Raw genomic sequence first — 19,524 nt, forward strand, 5'->3', positions numbered from 1 at the left:
GCGAGATCCGGGTTCTTGCCCACCGACTCAGGTCTTTCCGCCCACTGACTCCCGTCCCCGAACGACGAGACCCGGCCCCCGCCCAGAGGGCGGGAGGCCGGGTCTCGAGGGGCGACAACCCCCGTCTCGAGGGGCGACAACCCCGGTTTCGACGCTACTTGTTGGCCTTGCGGGCGCGGCTGGCGATCTTGGCGCGCTCGTTGGCGTCGAGGATCACCTTGCGGATGCGGACCATCTCCGGGGTCACCTCGACGCACTCGTCGTCGCGGCAGAACTCCAGGCACTGCTCGAGCGAGAGCTTCTTCGGCGGGATGAGCTTCTCGAAGTTGTCCGACGTCGCGGAGCGGATGTTGGTCTGCTGCTTCTCGCGGGTGATGTTGACGTCCATGTCGTCGGCGCGGGAGTTCTCGCCGACGATCATGCCCTCGTAGACCTCGGTGGCCGGCTCGACGAAGAGCGTGCCGCGCTCCTGGATCGACGTCATCGCGTACGCCGTCGCGGCGCCTGCGCGGTCGGCGACGAGCGAGCCGCTGTTGCGTGCGCGGATCTCGCCGGCCCACGGCATGTAGCCGTCGGAGATCGAGGACGACATGCCGGTGCCGCGGGTCAGGGTGAGGAAGTCGGTGCGGAAGCCGATGAGGCCGCGGGCGGGGACGACGAACTCCATGCGCACCCAGCCGGTGCCGTGGTTCGTCATGTTCTCCATGCGGCCCTTGCGGTTGGCCATCAGCTCGGTGATCGCACCGAGGAACTCCTCCGGCGCGTCGATCGTGAGGCGCTCGACCGGCTCGTGCACCTTGCCGTCGATCTCACGTGTGACGACCTGCGGCTTGCCCACGGTGAGCTCGTAGCCCTCGCGGCGCATCTGCTCGACGAGGATCGCCAGCGCGAGCTCGCCACGCCCCTGGACCTCCCAGGCGTCGGGGCGGTCGGTCGGGAGGACGCGGAGCGACACGTTGCCGATCAGCTCGGTGTCGAGGCGGTCCTTGACCATGCGGGCGGTGACCTTGGAGCCCTTCACCTTGCCGACGAGCGGGGAGGTGTTGGTACCGATCGTCATCGAGATGGCCGGCTCGTCGACGGTGATCAGCGGCAGCGCGACGGGGTTCTCCGCATCGGCGATGGTCTCGCCGATCATGATGTCGGGGATGCCGGCGATCGCGACGATGTCACCCGGACCGGCGTACTCGCCCGGCACCCGGTCGAGGCCCTCGGTGATGAGGAGCTCGGTGATGCGGACGTTCTTGACGGTGCCGTCGGCCTTCATCCAGGCGACGTTCTGGCCCTTGCGCAGCTCGCCCTGGTGGATGCGGAGCAGGGCGAGGCGGCCGAGGAACGGCGAGGCGTCGAGGTTGGTGACGTGGGCCTGCAGCGGCGCACCCTCGGTGTAGGTCGGCGCCGGGATCGTGTCGAGGATCGTCTTGAACAGCGGCTCGAGGCTGTCGCCGTCGGGCAGCGTGCCGTTCGCCGGCTTCTCGAGCGACGCGATGCCCGCCTTGCCGGACGCGTAGACGACCGGGAAGTCGAGGGCGTCGTGCGAGTGGCTCTCGTCGAGCAGGTCCATGAAGAGCTCGTAGGTCTCGTCGACGACCTCGTCGATGCGCGCGTCCCCGCGGTCGACCTTGTTGACGACGAGCACGACCGGCAGGTCGGCGTTGAGCGCCTTGCGGAGCACGAACCGGGTCTGGGGGAGCGGGCCCTCCGACGCGTCGACGAGGAGGACGATGCCGTCGACCATCGACAGGCCGCGCTCGACCTCGCCACCGAAGTCGGCGTGGCCGGGGGTGTCGATGATGTTGATCGTCATGCCCTCGGGCGCGCTCGGCCCGTTGTAGTGGATCGCGGTGTTCTTCGCGAGGATCGTGATGCCCTTCTCGCGCTCGAGATCACCGGAGTCCATGACGCGATCGGCCACCGACTCGGCCTGGTGCTCGCTGAAGGCGCCGCCCTGGCGCAGCATGCCGTCGACCAGCGTGGTCTTGCCGTGGTCGACGTGCGCCACGATGGCGACGTTGCGCAGGTTCGCGTGCTTGGTCTCGGACATGCGGAAGCCACTCGTCTCTCGATTGGGGGGTTGCCTCCAAAGCCTATCGGCGGTAGGGCGACCGGCCCGCATCCACGGAGGCCGCCCGGAGGGCTCACCCGATCTCGAGGACCAGCCGTTCCCGCGCGGACCCGTCGGCCTGCGCCGCCCAGGCCAGCGCCACGTCGTCGAACGGCACGACCCGGTGCGAGACCGTGAGGTCACCCGCGGCCGCGTACCTCAGCACGGCGAGGAGCGCCTCGTTGCGCTCGGTCGTCGTCAGGTCGTTGTTGGTGTAGCCGAGGATCGACGCCGTGTGGCTGCGCAGGTAGCCGGAGCCGAACACCGCCGCCTCCGCCGCCGAGCTGCCCAGGTTGACGAGGCGTCCGCGACGACCGAGCAGCGTCGCCGCCGCGGAGGCCGGTACGCCGAACAGTGGGTCGACCACGACGTCGATCGGTCCGTCGCAGGCCGCGGCGAGCCGACCGGCGAGCTCGACCTGTCCCTCGTCGGGCAGCAGCGCGACGACGGCGTCGGCCCCGCGGGCCCGGGCCGTCTCCTGGGCGTGCTCGGAGCGGCACGCTGCCACCACCCGGCGCGCGCCCAGCAGCCGCGCCGCCTGGACGGCGACCTGGCCGACGACGCCGCCGGCACCGAGGACGAGCACCTGCTCGCCGGGCTGCAGCCGTGCCCGCCAGGTGAGCACCATCCACGCGGCGATCGCGGAGAGCCCCATCGCGGCGACGAGCGGGTCCGTGACGCCCACGAGCTCGTCCGGGAGCGCGACCAGCTCGGCGTCGGGGACGCAGGCCTCGGTGGCCAGGCTGCCGTCGCCGGGCGCCATGCCGGCCGTGGTCGGGAACCACACGCGGGTGCCCTCGGGCAGCGACGGCGACGAGCGGACGCGGCCGACGCCCTGCACGCCGGGCACGTAAGGGAGCGCGGGCGCACCGAAGTAGGAGGTCCCGGACGCGCAGAGCAGGTCCAACGGCACGATCGGCGCGGCGGTCACCGCGACCACGGCATCGTCGGGACCGGGGACGCGATCCGGGTGCTCGGCGACCGTGGGCGGGCGCCCGTGGGCGGTGAGGACTGCGGCGCGCATCGGCTCAGGTGGCGATGTCGGGGTAGGGCATCGCGAAGTGCGCGGCCAGCGTGGCGCCGTACGCCTTCTGGAACTCGAGCGGCTCCTTGTTGTCACGCTCGAACATGGCGATGAAGAGCGTGAGCGTCAGGAACGGGTGCGCACCGAGCTCGAAGAGCCGCTCGTAGTCCTGCGCGACCAGCGCCTCCCGCTCGTCCGCCTCGAAGTGCTGCCACGTGCTGGCTTCGCCGGCGTGGCAGTTGAGGACCGCGTTGGCGCGCTCGGCCTCCCACCACTCGACGGTGCCCCGCGGGTCCGAGCGGTAGCGCTCGACGAGGTCGGGGTCGCGGTCGACGGTGTAGAGGAACTTGTCCAGCAGGTACTTGCTCACTGCGGCACTCCGTTCGGATACCAGGTGAAGTAGGCCTCCATCGTGTGGAACAGGTCGAGCGAGTCGACGTGGTCGGCCTTCCGGCCCTCGCCGGCGACGCCCATCATCAGCATGAAGTCCATGAAGCCGTGGGTGGCGTTGCCCGGGGAGTGCAGGCTCTCGAGCGTCACCTCCGCCAGGCAGCCCTCGAGGTCGCCGGACGCGATCCACTCGACCGCCTTCCGGTCGAACTCCGGGTCCGGCCCGTGCGGCCCGAACTGCCGCGGGCCGCCCAGCTCGAGCGAGAGGTGCCCGGTGCCGATGATCGCCACCCGCTGCTCCGAGGGCCACGACTCGACGATCTCGCGGATGGCCCGACCGAGGTCCACGAAGCGCTTCGGCTGCGGCAGCGGCGGCGCGAAGATGTTGGTGTAGACCGGCACGATCGGAAGGTCGGCCTCGGGGCGCAGCGTGATGATCGGGCAGGTGATGCTGTGGTCGATGCGCAGCTCGTTGCTGAACGCCAGGTCGAACCCCGCGTCGAGCCCCTGCCGCAGCAGGTGGGCCGAGAGGTCCTCCTGCCCCTGGAGCAGGTAGCGGGGCAGGCCGAACTCGCGCTCCTCGTTGTACCAGTTGGCGTCGTAGAACGGCGCCTTGCCGACGAGGAACTGCGGCATGTTGTCGAGCCAGAGCTGGTGGAAGTGGTCGCTGCCGACCATGACGAGGACGTCGGGCCGGGCGCGCGTCAGCGTCTCCCGGAACCGCTCGATCTTGGCGACCCACTCGTCGGCGAACGGCGGCCGGTCCGCGCCGGTCGCGGTGCTCGCGCGGTAGTAGAACGGGTGATGCGTCGACGCGATCACCGCCACGATCTCCGCCATGCGTCCTCCTTGGTCCTGCTCTCCTAGCCGATGGGGGGCTCGGGGTCCGGCGGGACGTACGTCGCCGCCCGGTCCACCGCGAGGTAGACGTCCATGCCGATCGGTCGACGGCGCTCCTCCGCCAGCTGGCCGAGCAGCCCGGCCGCGCGGGCCAGCAGCGCGAAGCCGCGCAACAGCTCCACCGGAAGCCCGAGGTCGGCCAGCGCCGCGCCGCAGACCCCGGCGCCGTTGAGCGGGAGCCGGCGGCCGAGCACCTGCTCGTGGACGCGGCCGATCGCGGCGTACAGCCGCAGGTGCGGCCCGACGAGGCCCTCCGCCTCGGCGATCGCGAACAGGCGAGGGGTGCGCGGGTCCTCCTGCTTGTGCACCGGGTGGCCGAGCCCGGGGACGAAGTGCCCGGCGGATCGCGCTCCCTTGACCGCGCGCAGTGCCAGCGCGTCCCACCCGGCGTCGTCGTCGGGGTCCGAGGGCACCTGCCCGGGGTTGCGGGTGAGTACGTCGGCCAGGAACGCGCCGGTGTCCTCGGTGACACCGAGGAACCGTGAGCCGCCCCCGAGCAGGCCGGCGGCCAGCGCGCCCTGCAGCGAGTCGGGTGCCGAGAGGTAGGTGAGCCGGGCGGCGATCGCCGTCGGCGTGAAGCCGTGGTCGGCGAGCGCCACCAGCACCGCCTCGAAGACGCGGACCTGGCCGGGCGTGGGCCGCTCGAGCGTGACCAGCCACAGGGCGAGCTCGCCGAAGCCGACCTCGCCCATCAGGTCCTCGGTCAGGTTCTGGCCGAGCAGGGAGATGGAGTCGGCGTCGGAGGTTCCCAGTGACGTGGGGTAGCCGTCGGTCATGCGTGCTCCTCGCTCGCCGGGCCTGTCGAGGTGCGGGGTGACCGCAACCAGGAACGGACCTCGTCGCCGTGCTCGTCCAGTCCCGGCGGTGGCCGGTCGTAGCGCGCGGGCGTGGCGGAGTAGCCGACCGGGTTGCGCACCGACGGCACCGCCGCCTCCCCGCAGCCGACCTGGACCACCGGGTCGAGTCCGAGGGACTCGGCGAACGCGACGCCCTCGGCGACGGTGTTGATCGGTCCGCACGGGACGCCGGCGGCCAGCAGGTCGGTGAACCACTCGGCGCGGGTCCGCGTCGTCAGCCGCTCGACGAGCAGCGGGCGCAGCTCCTCCCGGCGCGCCGTGCGGTCCTGGTTGTGCGCGAACCGAGGGTCGTCGGCCAGCTCCGGCACGCCGAGGACCTGGCACAGCCGGCCGAACTGACCGTCGTTGCCCGCGGTGACGATCAGGTCGCCGTCGGCCGTCGGAAGCGGCTCGTAGGGGAACAGGCTCGGGTGGGCGTTGCCCATCCGGTGGGGGACCACGCCGCCGGCGACGTACGCGCTCGTCTGGTTCACCATCGTCGACAGCGCTGCGGAGAGCAGGTTGACCTCGACGTGCTGGCCCTCGCCGCTGCGGTGACGGTGCTCGAGCGCGGCGAGGATGCCGATCGTCGCGTGGAGCCCCGACATGACGTCGAAGACGGAGATGCCGGCGCGGTACGGCGGCCCGCCGGCGTCGCCGGTCAGGCTCATGAGGCCCGACATCGCCTGCACGATGAGGTCGTAGCCGGGCAGCGACGCGCCGCCGCCCGACCCGAAGCCGCTGATCGAGGCGTAGACGACCCGGGGGTTCTTCGCCGCGACGGTCGCGTAGTCGAGGCCGAACTTGGCCAGCCCGCCGGGCTTGAAGTTCTCGAGCACGATGTCCGCGCGGGCCGCCAGCTCCCGGGCCAGGACGACGTCGTCAGCGTCCTTCAGGTCGAGCGTGACGGAACGCTTGTTGCGGTTGACGCCCAGGTAGTAGGTCGACTCGGCGCCGCGGACCGGCGGGCGCCACGTCCGCGTGTCGTCCCCGCCCGGGCTCTCCACCTTGACGACGTCGGCACCCAGGTCGCCGAGCAGCATGCTCGCGTAGGGGCCGGCGAGGATCCGCGAGAAGTCGGCGACGAGCAGCCCGGCGAGCGGTCCCTGCATCAGCGCCTCCTCCGAGGGCGGCGTCCGTAGATCGGACACCTGTCCGTCGATTCTGGGAGGACCGATCGGGCTGTGTCAACGGGGTCCACGGGGTCAGCGGGGTCAGCGGGGTCAACGGTCGGTCACGCACGCAGCACGTGCACCGGCACCGCGCCGTAGGCGGCGAAGTCGCCGCTGACCTCGCTGGCCGTCTGCAGCAGGAGCGGCAGGTGGTCGCCGACGAGGGTGCCGACCGACGTCTCTGCGGCGTGCACCGTCACGTTCATGGCCGCGATCACCCGCCCGTCAGCACCGCGCAGCGGCGCGGCGACCGACCGGATGCCGCCCGCGAGCTGCTCGTCGGTGAGCGCCCAGCCGCGGGCGCGCACCGACGCCAGCTCCTCGTCCAGCGCGGGCCGGTCGAACGACGCCCGCGGCGTCACCCCCGAACGGCTCGGCTCCGCCAGCGCCGCGTCCAGCTCCTCGCTCGTCAGCCCGGCCAGGAGCACCTTGCCCAGCGACGTGACGGGCGCGGGGAACCGCGTCCCGATGCTCACCGCGAGCGTGATGATCTTCGGTACGGCGACCCGTGCGACGTAGACGATGTCGGACCCGTCGAGCTCGGCGATCGAGCTGGACTCGTGGGTGCGGGCGACCAGGTGCTCCAGGTGGGGCCGCGCGACGTCCCACAGGCCCATCGCCTGCACGTAGGTCAGGCCGAGCTCGAGCACCCGCGGGGTGAGCTGGAAGCCGCCGTCGCCGGCACGGACGTAGCCCAGCGACTCGAGGGTGACGAGGATCCGGCGCGCGGTCGGGCGGGCCAGGTCAGCCGCCGTCGCGATCTCGGTGAGCGACATCGCGCCGCCCGGGCGGAAGGCGCGGATCACGTCGAGGCCGCGGGCGATCGCCTCGATGAAGTCGGGGTCCGAGTGACGTCGTGGCACAGCGGAAGCGTAGCGCCCCTTGACACTGTGATCGCCATCACAGCATGGTGGAGCGATCGCTGTGCGGACACTTGTCCGGCACGCCGCCGGAGGGCACGGCCGAGAGGAGCAGGTCATGAGTGTGGAGAGCATCGAGCCCGGACGCCCGGTGGTGCTGCGCGGCGGCACCGTGCTGCCGATGACGCCTGACCGGCAGGTCCTGCTCGACGCCGACGTGCTGGTCGTCGGCGACCGCATCGCGGCGGTCGGACCGCGGCTCGAGGTGCCCGAGGGGACCGTCGAGATCGACGCGTCCGGCGGCATCGTGATGCCGGGCATGGTCGACACGCACCGGCACATGTGGCAGACCGCGATGCGCGGCTACGGCGCCGACTGGACGCTCACGCAGTACTTCGTCTGGTACTACCTCGAGCACGGGAAGGCGTTCCGTCCCGAGGACGTCGCCGCCGGCAACCTGCTCTCCGCGATCGAGGCCATCGACGCCGGCGTGACCACGAGCGTCGACTGGTCGCACGGCCTGCAGACGACCGACCACGCCGACGCGGCAGCGGACGCCTTGGAGTCGGTGCCGGGCCGGTTCGTCCTCGCCTACGGCAACATCCAGCAGGGCCCGTGGGAGTGGTCGACGACCCCTGAGTTCCGCGACTTCGTGGACCGCCGCATGAACAAGAGCGACATGCTCGGGTTCCAGATGGCGTTCGACATCCCGGGCGACCCGGCGTTCCCGGAGAAGGCGGCCTTCGAGGTGGCCCGCGACCTCGGCGTCACCGTGACCACGCACGCCGGCGTCTGGGGCGCGACGAACGACGACGGCATCCGGCTCATGTACGAGAACGGTTTCATGACGCCGGGCACCGTCTACGTCCACGCCGCCACGCTGAGCGAGGACTCCTACCAGCGCATCGCCGCGACCGGTGGCTCCGTCTCGATGGCGACCGAGAGCGAGCAGAGCTGCGGTCAGGGCTACCCGCCCAGCTGGGTGCTGCGCAAGCACAAGATCCCGGTCTCGCTGTCGATGGACACCAGCGTCTGGTGGAGCGGCGACCTCTTCTCCGCGATGCGCTCGACGCTCGGCGCCGACCGGTCCCGCGAGCACCTCGAGGCCCACAACATCGGCGAGACGGTCACGCACCACCACCTGCGGGCCGACCAGGTCGTCGAGTGGGCGACGCGGGGTGGCGCGGCCGCGCTCGGGATGGAGTCGCTGATCGGCAGCCTCGAGGTGGGCAAGAAGGCCGATGTCGTGCTGCTCAAGAACGACCGGTCGCCGGTGATGTTCCCGATCCTCAACCCCTACGGCCACGTCGCGTTCCAGGCCCAGCGGGCCGACGTCCACACGGTGATCGTCGACGGCCGGGTGGTCAAGCGCGACGGCCAGCTGGTCGACGTCGACCTCGCGGCCGTACGCCGGACGCTGGACGCCACCGTCGAGCACCTGCGCTCGGCGCTCGGTCCCGAGGCGTGGCAGGCCGGGATGTTCCCGGACACACCGACCTCCGAGGAGATCCGCAACCCCTACCAGTACACCGACTTCGGGAAGTCGGACGAGGGCGTCACGCTCCCCTCGCAGCGGGCGGAGACGGCCGGGCAGTCGCAGGAGGCCACCTCGACCCCCTGACCTAGGGTGACCACATGCCCAAGATCGCCACCAACAGCCGCGTCACCCGCGAGGAGCTGCTCGACTTCGTCCGCACCCGGCACAGCTGGGTGCTGGTCACCACGCGTGGCGACGGGCGCCCGCAGCTCTCGCCGGTGACCGGAGGCGTGGACGAGTCCGGCCGTCTCGTGATCTCCACCTACCCCGACCGGGCCAAGGTGGTGAACCTGCGTCGCAACCCGGCCGCGTCGGTGCTCGTCGTCTCCGACGGGTTCGCCGACCCGTGGGTCCAGGTCGACGGCAGCGCCGAGGTGCTCGACATGCCGGAGGCCGAGGACGCCCTGGTGGAGTACTTCCGCTGCATCTCCGGCGAGCACCCGGACTGGGACGAGTACCGCGCCGCGATGCGCTCGCAGGGCAAGTCGCTGGTCCGGATCACCATCGACCGTTGGGGCCCGGTCGCCACCGGCGGCTTCCCGGCCGACCGCGCACCGGCCTGATCGTCGGCAGCCGGGTGCATCCTGAGCCCATGACGTCCCGGGACCCGCGCCGCACCTGCCAGTTCATCCCTCCCTACCTCATCGAGCGGCTCCAGCCGCCCCGGCTCGTCGCCCGCGACGTCGCGTTCCGAGCCGCCCGCGCGGAAGGGGGTTCGGCCCCGGTGTCGGCGGTCGGCGCCCCGGCCTGGGTCGTCCACACCTGCCACAACACCTCGCAGCTCCCCGGCGACGTGGTGCGGTCGGCGGGCGACCCTGACTCCGGCGACGCGGCGGTCGACGAGGCGGCGTACGGCGTCACGGGCTCGCTCGACCTCTTCTGGAGCGTCTACGGCCGCCGCTCCTGGGACGGCAACGGCGCCAGCGTGAGCCTGAGCGTCCACTACGAGCAGGGCTACGACAACGCCTACTGGGACGGCACGCAGCTCGTGTTCGGCGACGGCGACGGCGAGGTGTTCGGGCGCTTCACCGCTCCGGTCGACGTGCTCGGCCACGAGTTCACCCACGCGGTCATCGAGCGCACCGCCGGGCTGGCCTACCAGGGACAGTCCGGCGCCCTCAACGAGTCCGTCGCGGACGTCTTCGGGACCTGCCTCAAGCAGCGTCTCCTCGGCCAGCGGGTCGAGCAGGGCGACTGGCTGATCGGGGCCGGTCTGTTCCTGCCTGGGATCCAGGCGCGGGCCCTGCGCGACATGGCGCACCCGGGCACGGCCTACGACGACCCGCAGCTCGGCAAGGACCCGCAGGTCGCCACCATGGACGACTACGTCGACACGGGCGACGACAACGGCGGCGTGCACACCAACTCGGGCATCCCCAACCGTGCGTTCCAGCTCGCCGCGACGGCCATCGGCGGCACGTCGTGGGACGGCGCCGGACGGATCTGGTACGCCGCCCTGACCGGTGGTCAGGTCGGCCCCGACACCGACTTCGCCGGCTTCGCGGCGGCCACCGTCGCCGCCGCGGGGGAGCACGCCGACGTGGTCTCGCAGGCCTGGGAAGCCGTCGGCGTCGGCGGCACGATCCCCTCCGGTGCGACCCCCGGGCAGCCGGCCACCAGCACGACCGTCGCCGTCCGGCGCTCGGGTGGCCTGGCGGGAGTCGGCAAGGAGGGCGCGGTCGATCTCGAGGGCTCCGACGACCGCGTCGACGAGCTCCGCGCGCTCGTCGGCCGCATCGACGTGGCCGACGTCCCCGGCGGGGAGGTGGGTGGGGCCGACCGGTTCGTCTACGACTTCGACCTGTGCGGCGACCGGTGCCGCGTGCCGGAGCTGCTGCTCACCCCCGATCTGCGTCGGGTGGTGGAGCTCGTCCTGCGCTGACCTGAGCCTTGCCCGCCCTAGGCGAGGGCGCGGTCGAGGGCAGCCTCGACGTGCACGGTGATGACGTCGAGCACCGGGACCTCCACGTCCTGCGGACGGACCAGCAGGGACAGCTCCGTCGCGCCGAGCAGGACGGCGCTCACGCCGCTGTCCCACAGCTCGTCGATGATCGTCAGCAGCCGCTTGCGCGAGCTCGGGTTGATCTTCCGGAACACCAGCTCGTCGTAGATGATCGAGTCGAGGGTGTCGACGTGCAGCGGGTCGGGGAGGTTGACGTCGAGCCCGTGGTCGGCGATCCGCTCGGCGAAGAACGTGTTGTCCATCGTGTACTTCGTGCCGATGAAGCCGACCGTGCTCGCGCCCATCGCCTGGCACTTGGCCGCGAGGACGTCGGCCAGGTGCAGGACGGGTACGTCGACCGCTGCCGCGACCTTGTCGTAGACCAGGTGGAACGTCGTGCTGCAGAGCAGGATGAAGTCGGCGCCGCCCGCGGCCACGCCGCGGGCGGCCTCGGCCAGGATCGCCGCGACGGCGTCCCAGTCGCCCTTCTCCTGCAGGTCGTTGAGCTCGGCCAGGTCGACCGAGGACATGACGACCTTGGCGGAGTGGAGGCCGCCGAGCCGCTCCTGCACGCCCTTGTTGAGACCCTCGTAGTAGGCGGCGCTGCTCTCCCAGCTCATCCCGCCGACGAGTCCGATCGTCTGCATGTCCGGCAGTGTGGCACCGCACACGGCACCCGGGGGAATCCTCGCGGGCGCCCTCCCCGTCAGTGGGAGACCCGGTGCACCTTGTGCTGGGCGGCCTGGGCGCGGGGCTTGATCACCATCGAGTCGATGTTGACGTGGGCGGGCCGGGTCACCATCCAGGCGATGGCGTCGGCGATGTCGTCGGCCACCAGGGGCTCGTCGACGCCCTCGTAGACGGCGGCCGCCTTGGCCGCGTCGCCGTCGAACCGGACCAGCGCGAACTCGTCGGTCTTCACCATGCCGGGCGCGATCTCCATGATCCGGACAGGCTGGTCCCACAGCTCCAGGCGCAGGGTCTCGGTGACGACCTGGGTGCCGTGCTTGGCGGCCGTGTAGCCGGCGCCGCCCTCGTAGGCGATCCGGCCGGCCGTCGAGCCGACGTTGACGATCGCGCCCGCCCCGGAGGCGACCAGCGCCGGCAGGAGTGCGCGGGTCACCTGCATCAGGCCGATCACGTTGACCTCGTACATCTGCCGCCAGTCCTCGGTCACCGCCTCGGCGACCGGGGTGGAGCCGAACGCGCCGCCCGCGTTGTTGACGAGTACGTCGAGCCGCGGCCCGACCGCCGCTGCCAGTGCGGCGACCGACTCCTCGGAGGTGACATCGGTCGCGATCGCCGTACCGCCGAGCTCGGCCGCGAGCGCCTCGATCCGGTCGGCACGGCGCGCGGCGAGGAACACGTGGAAGCCGGCCCCCGCGAGGCGGCGGGCCGTCGCCGCTCCGATGCCGCTGCTCGCACCTGTCACCACCGCAGTCCTCATGGCGGTCATTCTTCACCAACGCCCCGGTATCTCTCGCAGCGCACCCCGGCTCCTCATCCCGTGCGGGTGGACCCGACCCGCCGACCCGCTGACACCAGGAGCACGTCATGCGAACCACCACCCTGACCTCGTCGCACCGTTCCTACGAGCCGAGGAGCACGAGGCTCAAGCAGGGCCGCTACGCCGGGCTGGCGCGCGCCGCGACCACGCGCGCTGGCGCTCCGATGGCTGCCACGGGCGCCGGCATCCGGAGGTAGACGCCGGGCCCCCGGGGTGCTCCGGGAATGCAGTGGGTACCGATGCGGTTGGTGTTCACGGACTGTTCCAGGAGACGTAAGGAGATGGCGCGTGCAGTCGATCAGGCGTCTGGCGATGATCAGCCTGCACACCTCCCCGCTCGACCAGCCCGGCACCGGTGACGCCGGCGGCATGAACGTCTACGTGCTCGAGCTCGCCAAGCAGCTCGCCGGCCAGAGTGTCGAGGTCGACGTCTTCACGCGGGCGACGTCGTCCCGGCTCCCTCAGGTCGTCGACGCGCAGGACGGCGTCCGCGTCCACCACGTGCACGCCGGCCCGTTCGAGGGGCTCACCAAGGGCGAGCTGCCCGGGCAGCTGTGCACCTTCGCCCGCGAGGTGCTGCGTGCCGAGGCCGCCCACCCGCTGGGCTACTACGACGTCGTGCACAGCCACTACTGGCTCTCCGGCCAGGTCGGCGCGCTGGCCCGCGACCGCTGGGGCGTGCCGCTCGTGCACTCCATGCACACGATGGCGAAGGTGAAGAACGCCGCGCTCGCTGACGGCGACACCCCGGAGCCCGCCGCCCGCGTCATCGGCGAGGAGCAGGTGGTCGACGCCGCCGACGTGCTCGTCGCCAACACCGACCTGGAGGCGCGCCAGCTCGTCGACCTCTACGAGTCCGACCCGGGTCGGGTCCAGGTCGTCCACCCCGGCGTCGACCTGAGCCTGTTCCGGCCGCTCGACAAGGGCGCCGCACGTGCCGCGCTCGGCCTTCCCCACGACGCGGCCGTGCTTCTCTTCGCCGGCCGGATCCAGCCGCTGAAGGCTCCCGACGTCCTGCTGCGCGCGGTCGCCGTGCTGCTCCACCGGCTGCCGTCGCTGCGCCGTCGCCTCGTCGTCCCGATCGTCGGCGGCCCGTCCGGGTCGGGTCTCGACCGGCCGGAGTCGCTCGCCTCCCTGGCCGCCGAGCTGGGCATCTCCGACGTCGTGCGGTTCGTGCCGCCGGTCTCGCAGGCGGAGCTCGCCGAGTGGTACGCCGCCGCGACGCTGGTCGCCGTACCGTCCTACAACGAGTCGTTCGGCCTGGTCGCGATCGAGGCCCAGGCCACCGGCACGCCCGTCGTCGCCGCCGCGGTCGGCGGCCTGACCACCGCCGTCCGGCACGGCCGCAGCGGCCTGCTCGTCGACGGCCACGACGCCGACCGCTGGGCGGACGCGCTCCTACGGATCCTCCTCGACGAGGACCTGCGCATCGCTCTCGAGGCGGGGGCGCTGGAGCAGGCCCGGTCGTTCTCGTGGGAGATGACCGCGGCCCGTACCCTCGAGATCTACGAGAGCGCCCGATCGATCATGCACGAAGGGGTGGCATGACCTCCACGGACCCGGCGTCGACCGTCAGGGAGCACCTGACCGCCAACGAGCTCGAGTTCAAGGAGACCGCCGCGGAGACCGGCGAGACGACGTTCTCGTTCTCGCTGCCCGGCGAGCGCAAGCTGCAGACGCCCGTCCGGCTCGACGTGGGTCGACACGCGCTCGGCGTCCACGCGTTCGTGTGCCGGCGCCCCGACGAGAACTTCGAGGCCGTCTACCGCTGGCTGCTGGAGAAGAACCTGCGTCTCTACGGCGTGGCCTTCGCGCTCGACCACCACGGCGACATCTACCTCGACGGCCGGCTGCCGCTCGCCACCGTCACGTCCGACGAGCTCGACCGTCTGCTCGGCTCGGTGCTCACCTACGCCGACGAGTCGTTCAACCCGATCCTCGAGCTGGGCTTCGCGGCCTCCATCCGCAAGGAGTGGGAGTGGCGCAAACTGAGGGGCGAGTCGACGAAGAACCTCGAGGCGTTCCGCGGGTGGCTGGAGCGCTGATCCCGCTCTGGCCGGATGTCGCGGTGCGCTGTCCGAAACCCGCGCGACCGGGGCCCGGTCGGCTCCCTAGGCTGCTCCCGTGACGACTACGACGACCGAGGCTGCGCCGGTCATCAAGAACTGGCTGCCCGTGGCCGCCGTCTCCACGACGCTGGTCTTCTGGGCTTCAGCGTTCGTGGCCATCCGGCACCTCGCCGACACCTTCCACCCCGGAGCGATGGCGCTCGGTCGGATGCTGGTCGGCGCGGCCTGCCTGTCGGTGGTCGCCCTGCGCCGCCGCCCGCTGCCGCGCCCGACCGCGGCCGACTGGCGGGTCATCGTCGTGATCGGCGTGCTCTGGTATGCCACCTACATGCTCGCCCTCAACGCAGGCGAGCGCACGGTCGACGCCGGTACGGCGTCCATGATCCTCCAGCTGTCGCCGATCGTGATCGCGGTCCTGGCGGCGGTCTTCCTCAGCGAGGCCTTCACGGCCCGGCTCGGCGTCGGGCTGGCGCTCGCCTTCGCCGGCGTCGCGATCATCGGCTTCGCCTCGGGTGACTCCTCCGGCAGCCGCTCGGTCGTGGGAGTGCTGCTCTGCCTCATCCCCGTGGCGGCGTACTCGATCTCGCTGGTGCTGCAGAAGCCGCTGTCCTCCCGCTACGCGGCCGTCCACCTCACCTGGCTCGCGTGCAGCATCGGCGCGATCGTGATGCTGCCCTGGATCGGCCAGCTCGTCGGTGACCTGCGCGACGCCTCGGCGTCGGAGATCCTCTGGCTCGTCTACCTCGGGGTGTTCCCGACGGCGATCGCGTTCACGACCTACGGCTACGCGCTCCAGCACATCTCCGCGTCGAGGCTCGGCATCTCGACCTACGTCGTCCCGATCATCTCGATCGCCCTCGCCTGGGGGCTGCTCGGCGAGACGCCGCCCGCGCTCGCCTACCTGGGCGGCGTCGTCGCGCTGGTCGGTGTCGCGATCACCAGGAGCCGCAAGCGCTGACCCACCCGGCGACGCGGCACGCGTCGCCGGGTCGCTCCGGCGATCGTCAGAGGTCGAGCTTGTAGCCCAGGCCCCGGACGGTGACGAGGTACTTCGGCTCGCTCGGGTCGGGCTCGAGCTTGGCGCGCAGCCGCTTCACGTGGACGTCGAGCGTCTTGGTGTCGCCGACGTAGTCGCTGCCCCAGACCCGGTCGATCAGCTGGCCGCGCGTGAGCACCCGGCCCGGGTTGCGCAGGAACATCTCCAGCAGCTCGAACTCCTTGAGCGGCAGCCGCTGCTCGGACCCGCCGACGGTCACCACGTGGCGCTCGACGTCCATCCGGACCGGCCCGGCCTCGAGTGCGGCCGGCGCCAGCTCGGGCTCGGTGCCACGCCGCAGGACGGCCCGGATGCGGGCGACCAGCTCACGCGGCGAGTACGGCTTGGTCACGTAGTCGTCGGCGCCCAGCTCGAGGCCGACGACCTTGTCGACCTCGTCGTCCTTGGCGCTGACCATGATGACCGGCACCGTCGAGGTGGCTCGGATCTGACGGCACACCTCGGTGCCGGGGATGCCCGGAAGCATCAGGTCGAGCAGCACGATGTCGGCGCCGTTGCGGTCGAACTCCTTGAGCGCGTCGTCGCCGTTCTCGGCGATGGCGACCTCGAAGCCCTCCTTGCGGAGCATGTAGGAGAGCGCCTCGCTGTAGCTCTCCTCGTCCTCGACGACGAGTACCCGGGTCACGGGCGGTCCTCCTTGTTGTTCAGCCTGTTGTTCAGCTTGTTGTTCAGCCTGTTGTTCGGCCTGTTGTTCAGCGATGAGATCTCGGCCGCTCCCCGGGCCGGCACGAGCTGGTCGTTCGGCGACTGGTGCTGCGGCAGGGTGAGGGTGAAGGTGGAGCCCTGGCCCTCGACGGACCAGACCCGCACCTCGCCGCCGTGGGTGGCGGCGACGTGCTTCACGATGGAGAGCCCCAGACCGGTGCCGCCGGTGGAGCGGTGCCGGGCCGGGTCGACGCGGTAGAACCGCTCGAAGATGCGGTCGAGCTCGTCCTGCGGGATCCCGATGCCCTGGTCGACCACCGAGATCTCGACGGCACCGCCGTCGGCCTTGGCGGTGACCGAGACGCTCGAGCCCGGGTCGGAGTAGGCGACCGCGTTGGAGACGAGGTTGGTGACGGCAGCTGCGACCTGGTCCTCGTTGCCGAAGACGAACAGGTCCTTGGTGCCGCCGGTCACCACCGAGATCCGCTTGCCGTGCGCGTCCACCTCGACCGTGTCGACGGCGGCCGAGATCACCTCGTCGACGGCGACCGCCACGGGTGCCTCCAGCGGCTCGTCGCCCTGCAGGCGGGAGAGCTCGATGATCTGCTGCACGAGCTGGGTGAGCCGGTCGCTCTCGGTGAGCATCCGGCTGGCGAAGCGCTTCACCGCGGTCGGGTCGTCGGAGGCCTCGCTGACGGCGTCCGCGAGCACGCGGATCGCGCCGACCGGCGTCTTCAGCTCGTGGCTGACGTTGGCCACGAAGTCGCGTCGGACCGCCTCGACCCGCCGCTCGCGAGTGCGGTCCTCGACGAGGGCGAGCACCAGCCGCGAGCCCAGCGGGGCGACGCGCGCGGTCACGTGCCGGGACGGCACGCCGGCTCTGCTCATGACCAGCTCGGTCTCGCGGATCTGGCCGTCGCGGCGTACCTGCCTGACCAGGTCGGCGAGCTCGGCCGAGAGCAGGGCGCTACCGCGCACGAGTCCCAGGGCGTACGCCGGCGCGCTGGCCTTCACCACGACCTCGTCGTCGTCGACGATGACGGCGCTGCTGCGCAGCACGGAGAGGACGGTCGCGACCTCGGGCGGGACGGTCGGGGCCGGCGTCACCGGCAGCTGGTGCTGCTGGCGGTCGCTGATGTGCCACGCGAGCATGGCGGCCGCGGCGACGACGGCTCCGAGCAGCGCGGCGAGAAACGCCTGCGTCGTCGGGTTCACAGGCCTAAGCCTAGGCCCCCGATTCACCCCTGTTTCGCCGTCTGGACGCCGAATTCCCGAACGTTCACATCGCGTTCACCCATCGCCCCCGGGTAGTCATCTAACCTGCCTACCTTTGGGTCATGCGCCAACCTTTCCACGATCAGCTCGACGCCATCTTCGACGACCTCGCCTCCATCTGCAGTCAGGTCGAGGTGGCCGTCGCCCAGGCGACCGAGGCGCTTCTCGAGTCGGATGCCTCGATCGCCGAGGAGGTCATCAGCAAGGATGACGCGATCGACCGCGCCCGGGAGCGGGTCGAGGACAGCGCCTTCGCGCTGCTGTCGCTCCAGGCGCCGGTGGCCGGCGACCTGCGTGTCGTCGTCGCCGCGCTGCGCATGGTGAGCGACCTCGAGCGGATGGGCGACCTGTCGGTGCACGTCGCGAAGATCGCGCGGCTGCGCATGCCCAACAGCGCCGTCCCGGAGCCGGTGCGGCCGACCATCTGCCGGATGGCCGAGGTGGCCGAGGACATGGTGGGTCGTACGGCGGAGATCATCCGGACCCGCGACGTCGACGCCGCCGACCTGCTCCGCTCCGACGACGACGAGATGGACAAGCTGCGCCGGAGCACGTTCGCCGAGATGCTCTCCAACGACTGGGCCTTCGGCATCGAAGCGGCGGTCGACCTCGCCCTTCTCGGCCGCTACTACGAGCGGATCGCCGACCACGCGGTGTCGGTCGCCAAGCGGGTCATCTTCGTCGTCACCGGCGAGAACCCCGTCTGAGCGGTGGTCTCGAGCAGCCCTCGCTCGTCCCTCGCGAGGGCCGCTCGACCAGCGAAGGTCCGACCGGTCCCGCTGGTCGAGCAGCGAGCGCCAGCGAGCGTGTCGAGACGGGCGTCAGCGGCCCTGGTTGGCGACAGCGGCTGCGGCAGCGGCCGCGGCCTCGGGGTCGAGGTACTCGCCGCCGCGCACGAGCGGCTGGAGCGAGTCGTCGAGGCGGTAGACCAGCGGCTGGCCCGTCGGGATGTTGAGGCCGGCGATGTCCTCGTCGCTGATCCCGTCCAGGTGCTTCACGATCGCGCGCAGGCTGTTGCCGTGCGCGGCGATGAGGACGACCTTGCCGTCCTTCAGGTCAGGCACGATCGCCGACTCCCAGTAGGGCAGCATCCGCTCGATGACGTCCTTGAGGCACTCGGTGCGGGGCAGCTCGGCGTCGGGGATGTCGGCGTACTGCGGCTGGCCGACCTGTGAGAACTCGTCGTCGTCGGCGAGCGCCGGCGGCGGCACGTCGAACGAGCGGCGCCAGAGCATGAACTGCTCCTCGCCGTAGGTCTCCAGCGTCTGCTTCTTGTCCTTGCCCTGGAGCGCGCCGTAGTGCCGCTCGTTGAGACGCCAGCTGCGCCGCACCGGGATCCAGTGCCGGTCGGCGACGTCGAGGGCGCTCGTGGCCGTGTTGATCGCGCGGCGCAGCAGCGAGGTGTGCACGACGTCGGGGAGTACGCCGGCCTCCTTGATCATCGCGCCGGCGCGGACGGCCTCCTGACGGCCGAGGTCGGTGAGCGCGACGTCGACCCAGCCCGTGAAGAGGTTGAGCGCGTTCCACTCGCTCTCGCCGTGGCGGAGCAGGACGAGGGTGTAGGACATCACTCGCCCCCGGTGGTCGGCGAGGCGCCGGAGGTGGGGTACTCGCAGGTGTAGGGCTCGCCGGTCGGCTGCGCCTGCGCCTGGCCCTTCTTGCCGGTGCTGGGCAGGGTCTTGACGTCGGCGTACTCGTAGCACTGCTTGACCACGACCGAGTTGACCTCGATCGAGTCGCCGTTGGCGAAGGTCAGCGTCACCGGGACGCTGTCGCCGGCCTCGAAGGAGCCGGTGACCGGGATGCCGCCCTGGGTGAAGAGGTTGACCATCCCGTTGCTCTGGATGTCGATCGGCGAGAACTGGCCAGCGGTGACGCCGTCACCCGTGATGCCGGTCAGCTGCGTGCTGTCGGCGTGCGGGTCGACCGTGAGCGTCGCGACGAACGTGCCGCTGCCCTTGGCGGGCGTGACGATGCGTGCCGCGAGCACGTGGACGTCGCCGGTGATGTGGTAGCCGCCGTCGGCGATCACGTTGGGGCGGTCGGTGGCGTAGTCGAAGCCGCAGGAGCTGAGGATCGGCGCCGCAACGGCGACGAGGCCGGCGACGGCGAGCGCGCGCTTGTTGCGAAGGCGGCGAGGAGACGTCATCACGGCCGCCACCCTACCGTTGCCGGGCCGCCGTCGATCAGGTGGTCCGGTCTTGCC

Annotated in this window: 21 protein-coding genes; 8 read left to right on the forward strand and 13 right to left on the reverse strand. The window is 71.4% G+C overall.

The features are described 5' to 3' along the window. Positions 1-154: 154 nt before the first annotated feature. From typA to QDS12_RS04455, 7 genes are all read right to left on the reverse strand, one after another. Complete coding sequence (typA, locus tag QDS12_RS04425) at positions 155-2,044, reverse strand: translational GTPase TypA (protein ID WP_279877233.1); 1,890 nt, start codon at positions 2,042-2,044, stop codon at positions 155-157. A 94-nt stretch (positions 2,045-2,138) separates the two neighbouring features. Next, complete coding sequence (locus tag QDS12_RS04430) at positions 2,139-3,128, reverse strand: zinc-binding dehydrogenase (RefSeq protein ID WP_279877234.1); 990 nt, start codon at positions 3,126-3,128, stop codon at positions 2,139-2,141. 4 nt (positions 3,129-3,132) lie between these two features. Further along, on the reverse strand, positions 3,133-3,498 hold the full coding sequence (locus QDS12_RS04435) for a hypothetical protein (RefSeq protein WP_279877235.1): 366 nt from the start codon (positions 3,496-3,498) through the stop codon (positions 3,133-3,135). Continuing rightward, on the reverse strand, positions 3,495-4,358 hold the full coding sequence (locus QDS12_RS04440; RefSeq protein WP_279877237.1) for a hypothetical protein: 864 nt from the start codon (positions 4,356-4,358) through the stop codon (positions 3,495-3,497). The genes QDS12_RS04435 and QDS12_RS04440 overlap by 4 nt, the downstream gene beginning before the upstream one ends. A 23-nt stretch (positions 4,359-4,381) precedes the next feature. Then, entirely contained in the window at positions 4,382-5,194 is an 813-nt protein-coding gene (locus QDS12_RS04445; RefSeq protein WP_279877239.1) for a citryl-CoA lyase, read from the reverse strand. Further along, positions 5,191-6,366, reverse strand: coding sequence for a CoA transferase (locus QDS12_RS04450; protein ID WP_279877241.1), 1,176 nt, complete (start codon positions 6,364-6,366; stop codon positions 5,191-5,193). The genes QDS12_RS04445 and QDS12_RS04450 overlap by 4 nt, the downstream gene beginning before the upstream one ends. 122 nt (positions 6,367-6,488) lie before the next feature. Further along, positions 6,489-7,289, reverse strand: coding sequence for an IclR family transcriptional regulator C-terminal domain-containing protein (locus QDS12_RS04455; protein ID WP_279877242.1), 801 nt, complete (start codon positions 7,287-7,289; stop codon positions 6,489-6,491). Positions 7,290-7,404: 115 nt separating this feature from the next. Between QDS12_RS04455 and QDS12_RS04460 the strand changes: the two genes are divergently transcribed. The 3 genes from QDS12_RS04460 to QDS12_RS04470 are packed head-to-tail and all read left to right on the forward strand — an operon-like array spanning position 7,405 to position 10,705. Then, positions 7,405-8,907 (forward strand): amidohydrolase family protein, encoded by a 1,503-nt coding sequence (locus QDS12_RS04460; protein ID WP_279877243.1) that lies wholly within the window; start codon positions 7,405-7,407, stop codon positions 8,905-8,907. A gap of 14 nt (positions 8,908-8,921) precedes the next feature. Further along, entirely contained in the window at positions 8,922-9,386 is a 465-nt protein-coding gene (locus QDS12_RS04465) for a PPOX class F420-dependent oxidoreductase (RefSeq protein ID WP_279877245.1), read from the forward strand. Between the two features lie 29 nt (positions 9,387-9,415). Beyond that, entirely contained in the window at positions 9,416-10,705 is a 1,290-nt protein-coding gene (locus QDS12_RS04470; RefSeq protein ID WP_279877246.1) for a M4 family metallopeptidase, read from the forward strand. A 17-nt stretch (positions 10,706-10,722) separates the two neighbouring features. Here QDS12_RS04470 and QDS12_RS04475 read toward each other — a convergent pair whose 3' ends face one another. Continuing rightward, entirely contained in the window at positions 10,723-11,412 is a 690-nt protein-coding gene (locus tag QDS12_RS04475) for an amino acid racemase (RefSeq protein ID WP_279877247.1), read from the reverse strand. Between the two features lie 59 nt (positions 11,413-11,471). Then, positions 11,472-12,221, reverse strand: a complete 750-nt coding sequence (locus QDS12_RS04480) for an SDR family NAD(P)-dependent oxidoreductase (protein WP_279877248.1) — start codon at positions 12,219-12,221, stop codon at positions 11,472-11,474. A gap of 98 nt (positions 12,222-12,319) precedes the next feature. Here QDS12_RS04480 and QDS12_RS04485 point away from each other — a divergent pair, with 98 nt between their 5' ends. The 4 genes from QDS12_RS04485 (at position 12,320) to QDS12_RS04500 (ending at position 15,299) form a co-directional block, all read left to right on the forward strand. Next, a complete protein-coding gene (locus QDS12_RS04485) occupies positions 12,320-12,469 on the forward strand; it encodes a hypothetical protein (protein WP_279877249.1) in 150 nt (49 codons plus the stop codon). A gap of 115 nt (positions 12,470-12,584) precedes the next feature. Continuing rightward, entirely contained in the window at positions 12,585-13,820 is a 1,236-nt protein-coding gene (gene mshA, locus QDS12_RS04490) for a D-inositol-3-phosphate glycosyltransferase (protein ID WP_279878460.1), read from the forward strand. Beyond that, the gene (locus QDS12_RS04495; RefSeq protein WP_279877250.1) at positions 13,817-14,317 is read left to right on the forward strand and encodes a YbjN domain-containing protein; all 501 of its coding nucleotides are present in this window, start codon (positions 13,817-13,819) and stop codon (positions 14,315-14,317) included. The genes mshA and QDS12_RS04495 overlap by 4 nt, the downstream gene beginning before the upstream one ends. Positions 14,318-14,396: 79 nt before the next feature. Next, a complete protein-coding gene (locus QDS12_RS04500; RefSeq protein ID WP_279877251.1) occupies positions 14,397-15,299 on the forward strand; it encodes a DMT family transporter in 903 nt (300 codons plus the stop codon). A gap of 46 nt (positions 15,300-15,345) precedes the next feature. Here QDS12_RS04500 and QDS12_RS04505 read toward each other — a convergent pair whose 3' ends face one another. Continuing rightward, positions 15,346-16,023: a response regulator transcription factor gene (locus QDS12_RS04505; protein WP_279877252.1), complete on the reverse strand. Its 678-nt coding sequence runs from the start codon at positions 16,021-16,023 to the stop codon at positions 15,346-15,348. Continuing rightward, positions 16,020-17,258: an ATP-binding protein gene (locus tag QDS12_RS04510; RefSeq protein ID WP_279877254.1), complete on the reverse strand. Its 1,239-nt coding sequence runs from the start codon at positions 17,256-17,258 to the stop codon at positions 16,020-16,022. Before QDS12_RS04510 ends, QDS12_RS04505 begins: the two co-directional genes overlap by 4 nt. 122 nt (positions 17,259-17,380) lie before the next feature. Between QDS12_RS04510 and phoU the strand changes: the two genes are divergently transcribed. Then, positions 17,381-18,025, forward strand: a complete 645-nt coding sequence (phoU, locus tag QDS12_RS04515) for a phosphate signaling complex protein PhoU (protein WP_279877256.1) — start codon at positions 17,381-17,383, stop codon at positions 18,023-18,025. 114 nt (positions 18,026-18,139) lie between these two features. Here phoU and QDS12_RS04520 read toward each other — a convergent pair whose 3' ends face one another. Together QDS12_RS04520 and QDS12_RS04525 are read right to left on the reverse strand one after the other, a co-directional pair. Next, positions 18,140-18,886 carry a phosphoglyceromutase gene (locus QDS12_RS04520; protein ID WP_279877258.1) on the reverse strand — a complete coding sequence of 249 codons (747 nt, stop codon included), beginning with the start codon at positions 18,884-18,886 and terminating at the stop codon, positions 18,140-18,142. After that, positions 18,886-19,470 carry a hypothetical protein gene (locus tag QDS12_RS04525; RefSeq protein WP_279877259.1) on the reverse strand — a complete coding sequence of 195 codons (585 nt, stop codon included), beginning with the start codon at positions 19,468-19,470 and terminating at the stop codon, positions 18,886-18,888. The genes QDS12_RS04520 and QDS12_RS04525 overlap by 1 nt, the downstream gene beginning before the upstream one ends. Between the last annotated feature and the right edge of the window lie 54 nt (positions 19,471-19,524).

Origin of the sequence: Nocardioides sp. CER19, from assembly GCF_029846275.1 — a bacterium.
GTDB lineage: Bacteria > Actinomycetota > Actinomycetes > Propionibacteriales > Nocardioidaceae > Nocardioides.

What these genes read in the sequence shown, in the direction of transcription:
- typA (WP_279877233.1), bottom strand. Translation starts at nt 2,044, where the DNA reads ATGTCCGAGACCAAGCACGCGAACCTGCGCAACGTCGCCATCGTGGCG.
- QDS12_RS04430 (WP_279877234.1), bottom strand. Translation starts at nt 3,128, where the DNA reads ATGCGCGCCGCAGTCCTCACCGCCCACGGGCGCCCGCCCACGGTCGCC.
- QDS12_RS04440 (WP_279877237.1), bottom strand. Translation starts at nt 4,358, where the DNA reads ATGGCGGAGATCGTGGCGGTGATCGCGTCGACGCATCACCCGTTCTAC.
- QDS12_RS04445 (WP_279877239.1), bottom strand. Translation starts at nt 5,194, where the DNA reads ATGACCGACGGCTACCCCACGTCACTGGGAACCTCCGACGCCGACTCC.
- QDS12_RS04450 (WP_279877241.1), bottom strand. Translation starts at nt 6,366, where the DNA reads ATGCAGGGACCGCTCGCCGGGCTGCTCGTCGCCGACTTCTCGCGGATC.
- QDS12_RS04460 (WP_279877243.1), top strand. Translation starts at nt 7,405, where the DNA reads ATGAGTGTGGAGAGCATCGAGCCCGGACGCCCGGTGGTGCTGCGCGGC.
- QDS12_RS04465 (WP_279877245.1), top strand. Translation starts at nt 8,922, where the DNA reads ATGCCCAAGATCGCCACCAACAGCCGCGTCACCCGCGAGGAGCTGCTC.
- QDS12_RS04470 (WP_279877246.1), top strand. Translation starts at nt 9,416, where the DNA reads ATGACGTCCCGGGACCCGCGCCGCACCTGCCAGTTCATCCCTCCCTAC.
- QDS12_RS04475 (WP_279877247.1), bottom strand. Translation starts at nt 11,412, where the DNA reads ATGCAGACGATCGGACTCGTCGGCGGGATGAGCTGGGAGAGCAGCGCC.
- QDS12_RS04480 (WP_279877248.1), bottom strand. Translation starts at nt 12,221, where the DNA reads ATGACCGCCATGAGGACTGCGGTGGTGACAGGTGCGAGCAGCGGCATC.
- QDS12_RS04485 (WP_279877249.1), top strand. Translation starts at nt 12,320, where the DNA reads ATGCGAACCACCACCCTGACCTCGTCGCACCGTTCCTACGAGCCGAGG.
- mshA (WP_279878460.1), top strand. Translation starts at nt 12,585, where the DNA reads ATGATCAGCCTGCACACCTCCCCGCTCGACCAGCCCGGCACCGGTGAC.
- QDS12_RS04495 (WP_279877250.1), top strand. Translation starts at nt 13,817, where the DNA reads ATGACCTCCACGGACCCGGCGTCGACCGTCAGGGAGCACCTGACCGCC.
- phoU (WP_279877256.1), top strand. Translation starts at nt 17,381, where the DNA reads ATGCGCCAACCTTTCCACGATCAGCTCGACGCCATCTTCGACGACCTC.
- QDS12_RS04520 (WP_279877258.1), bottom strand. Translation starts at nt 18,886, where the DNA reads ATGTCCTACACCCTCGTCCTGCTCCGCCACGGCGAGAGCGAGTGGAAC.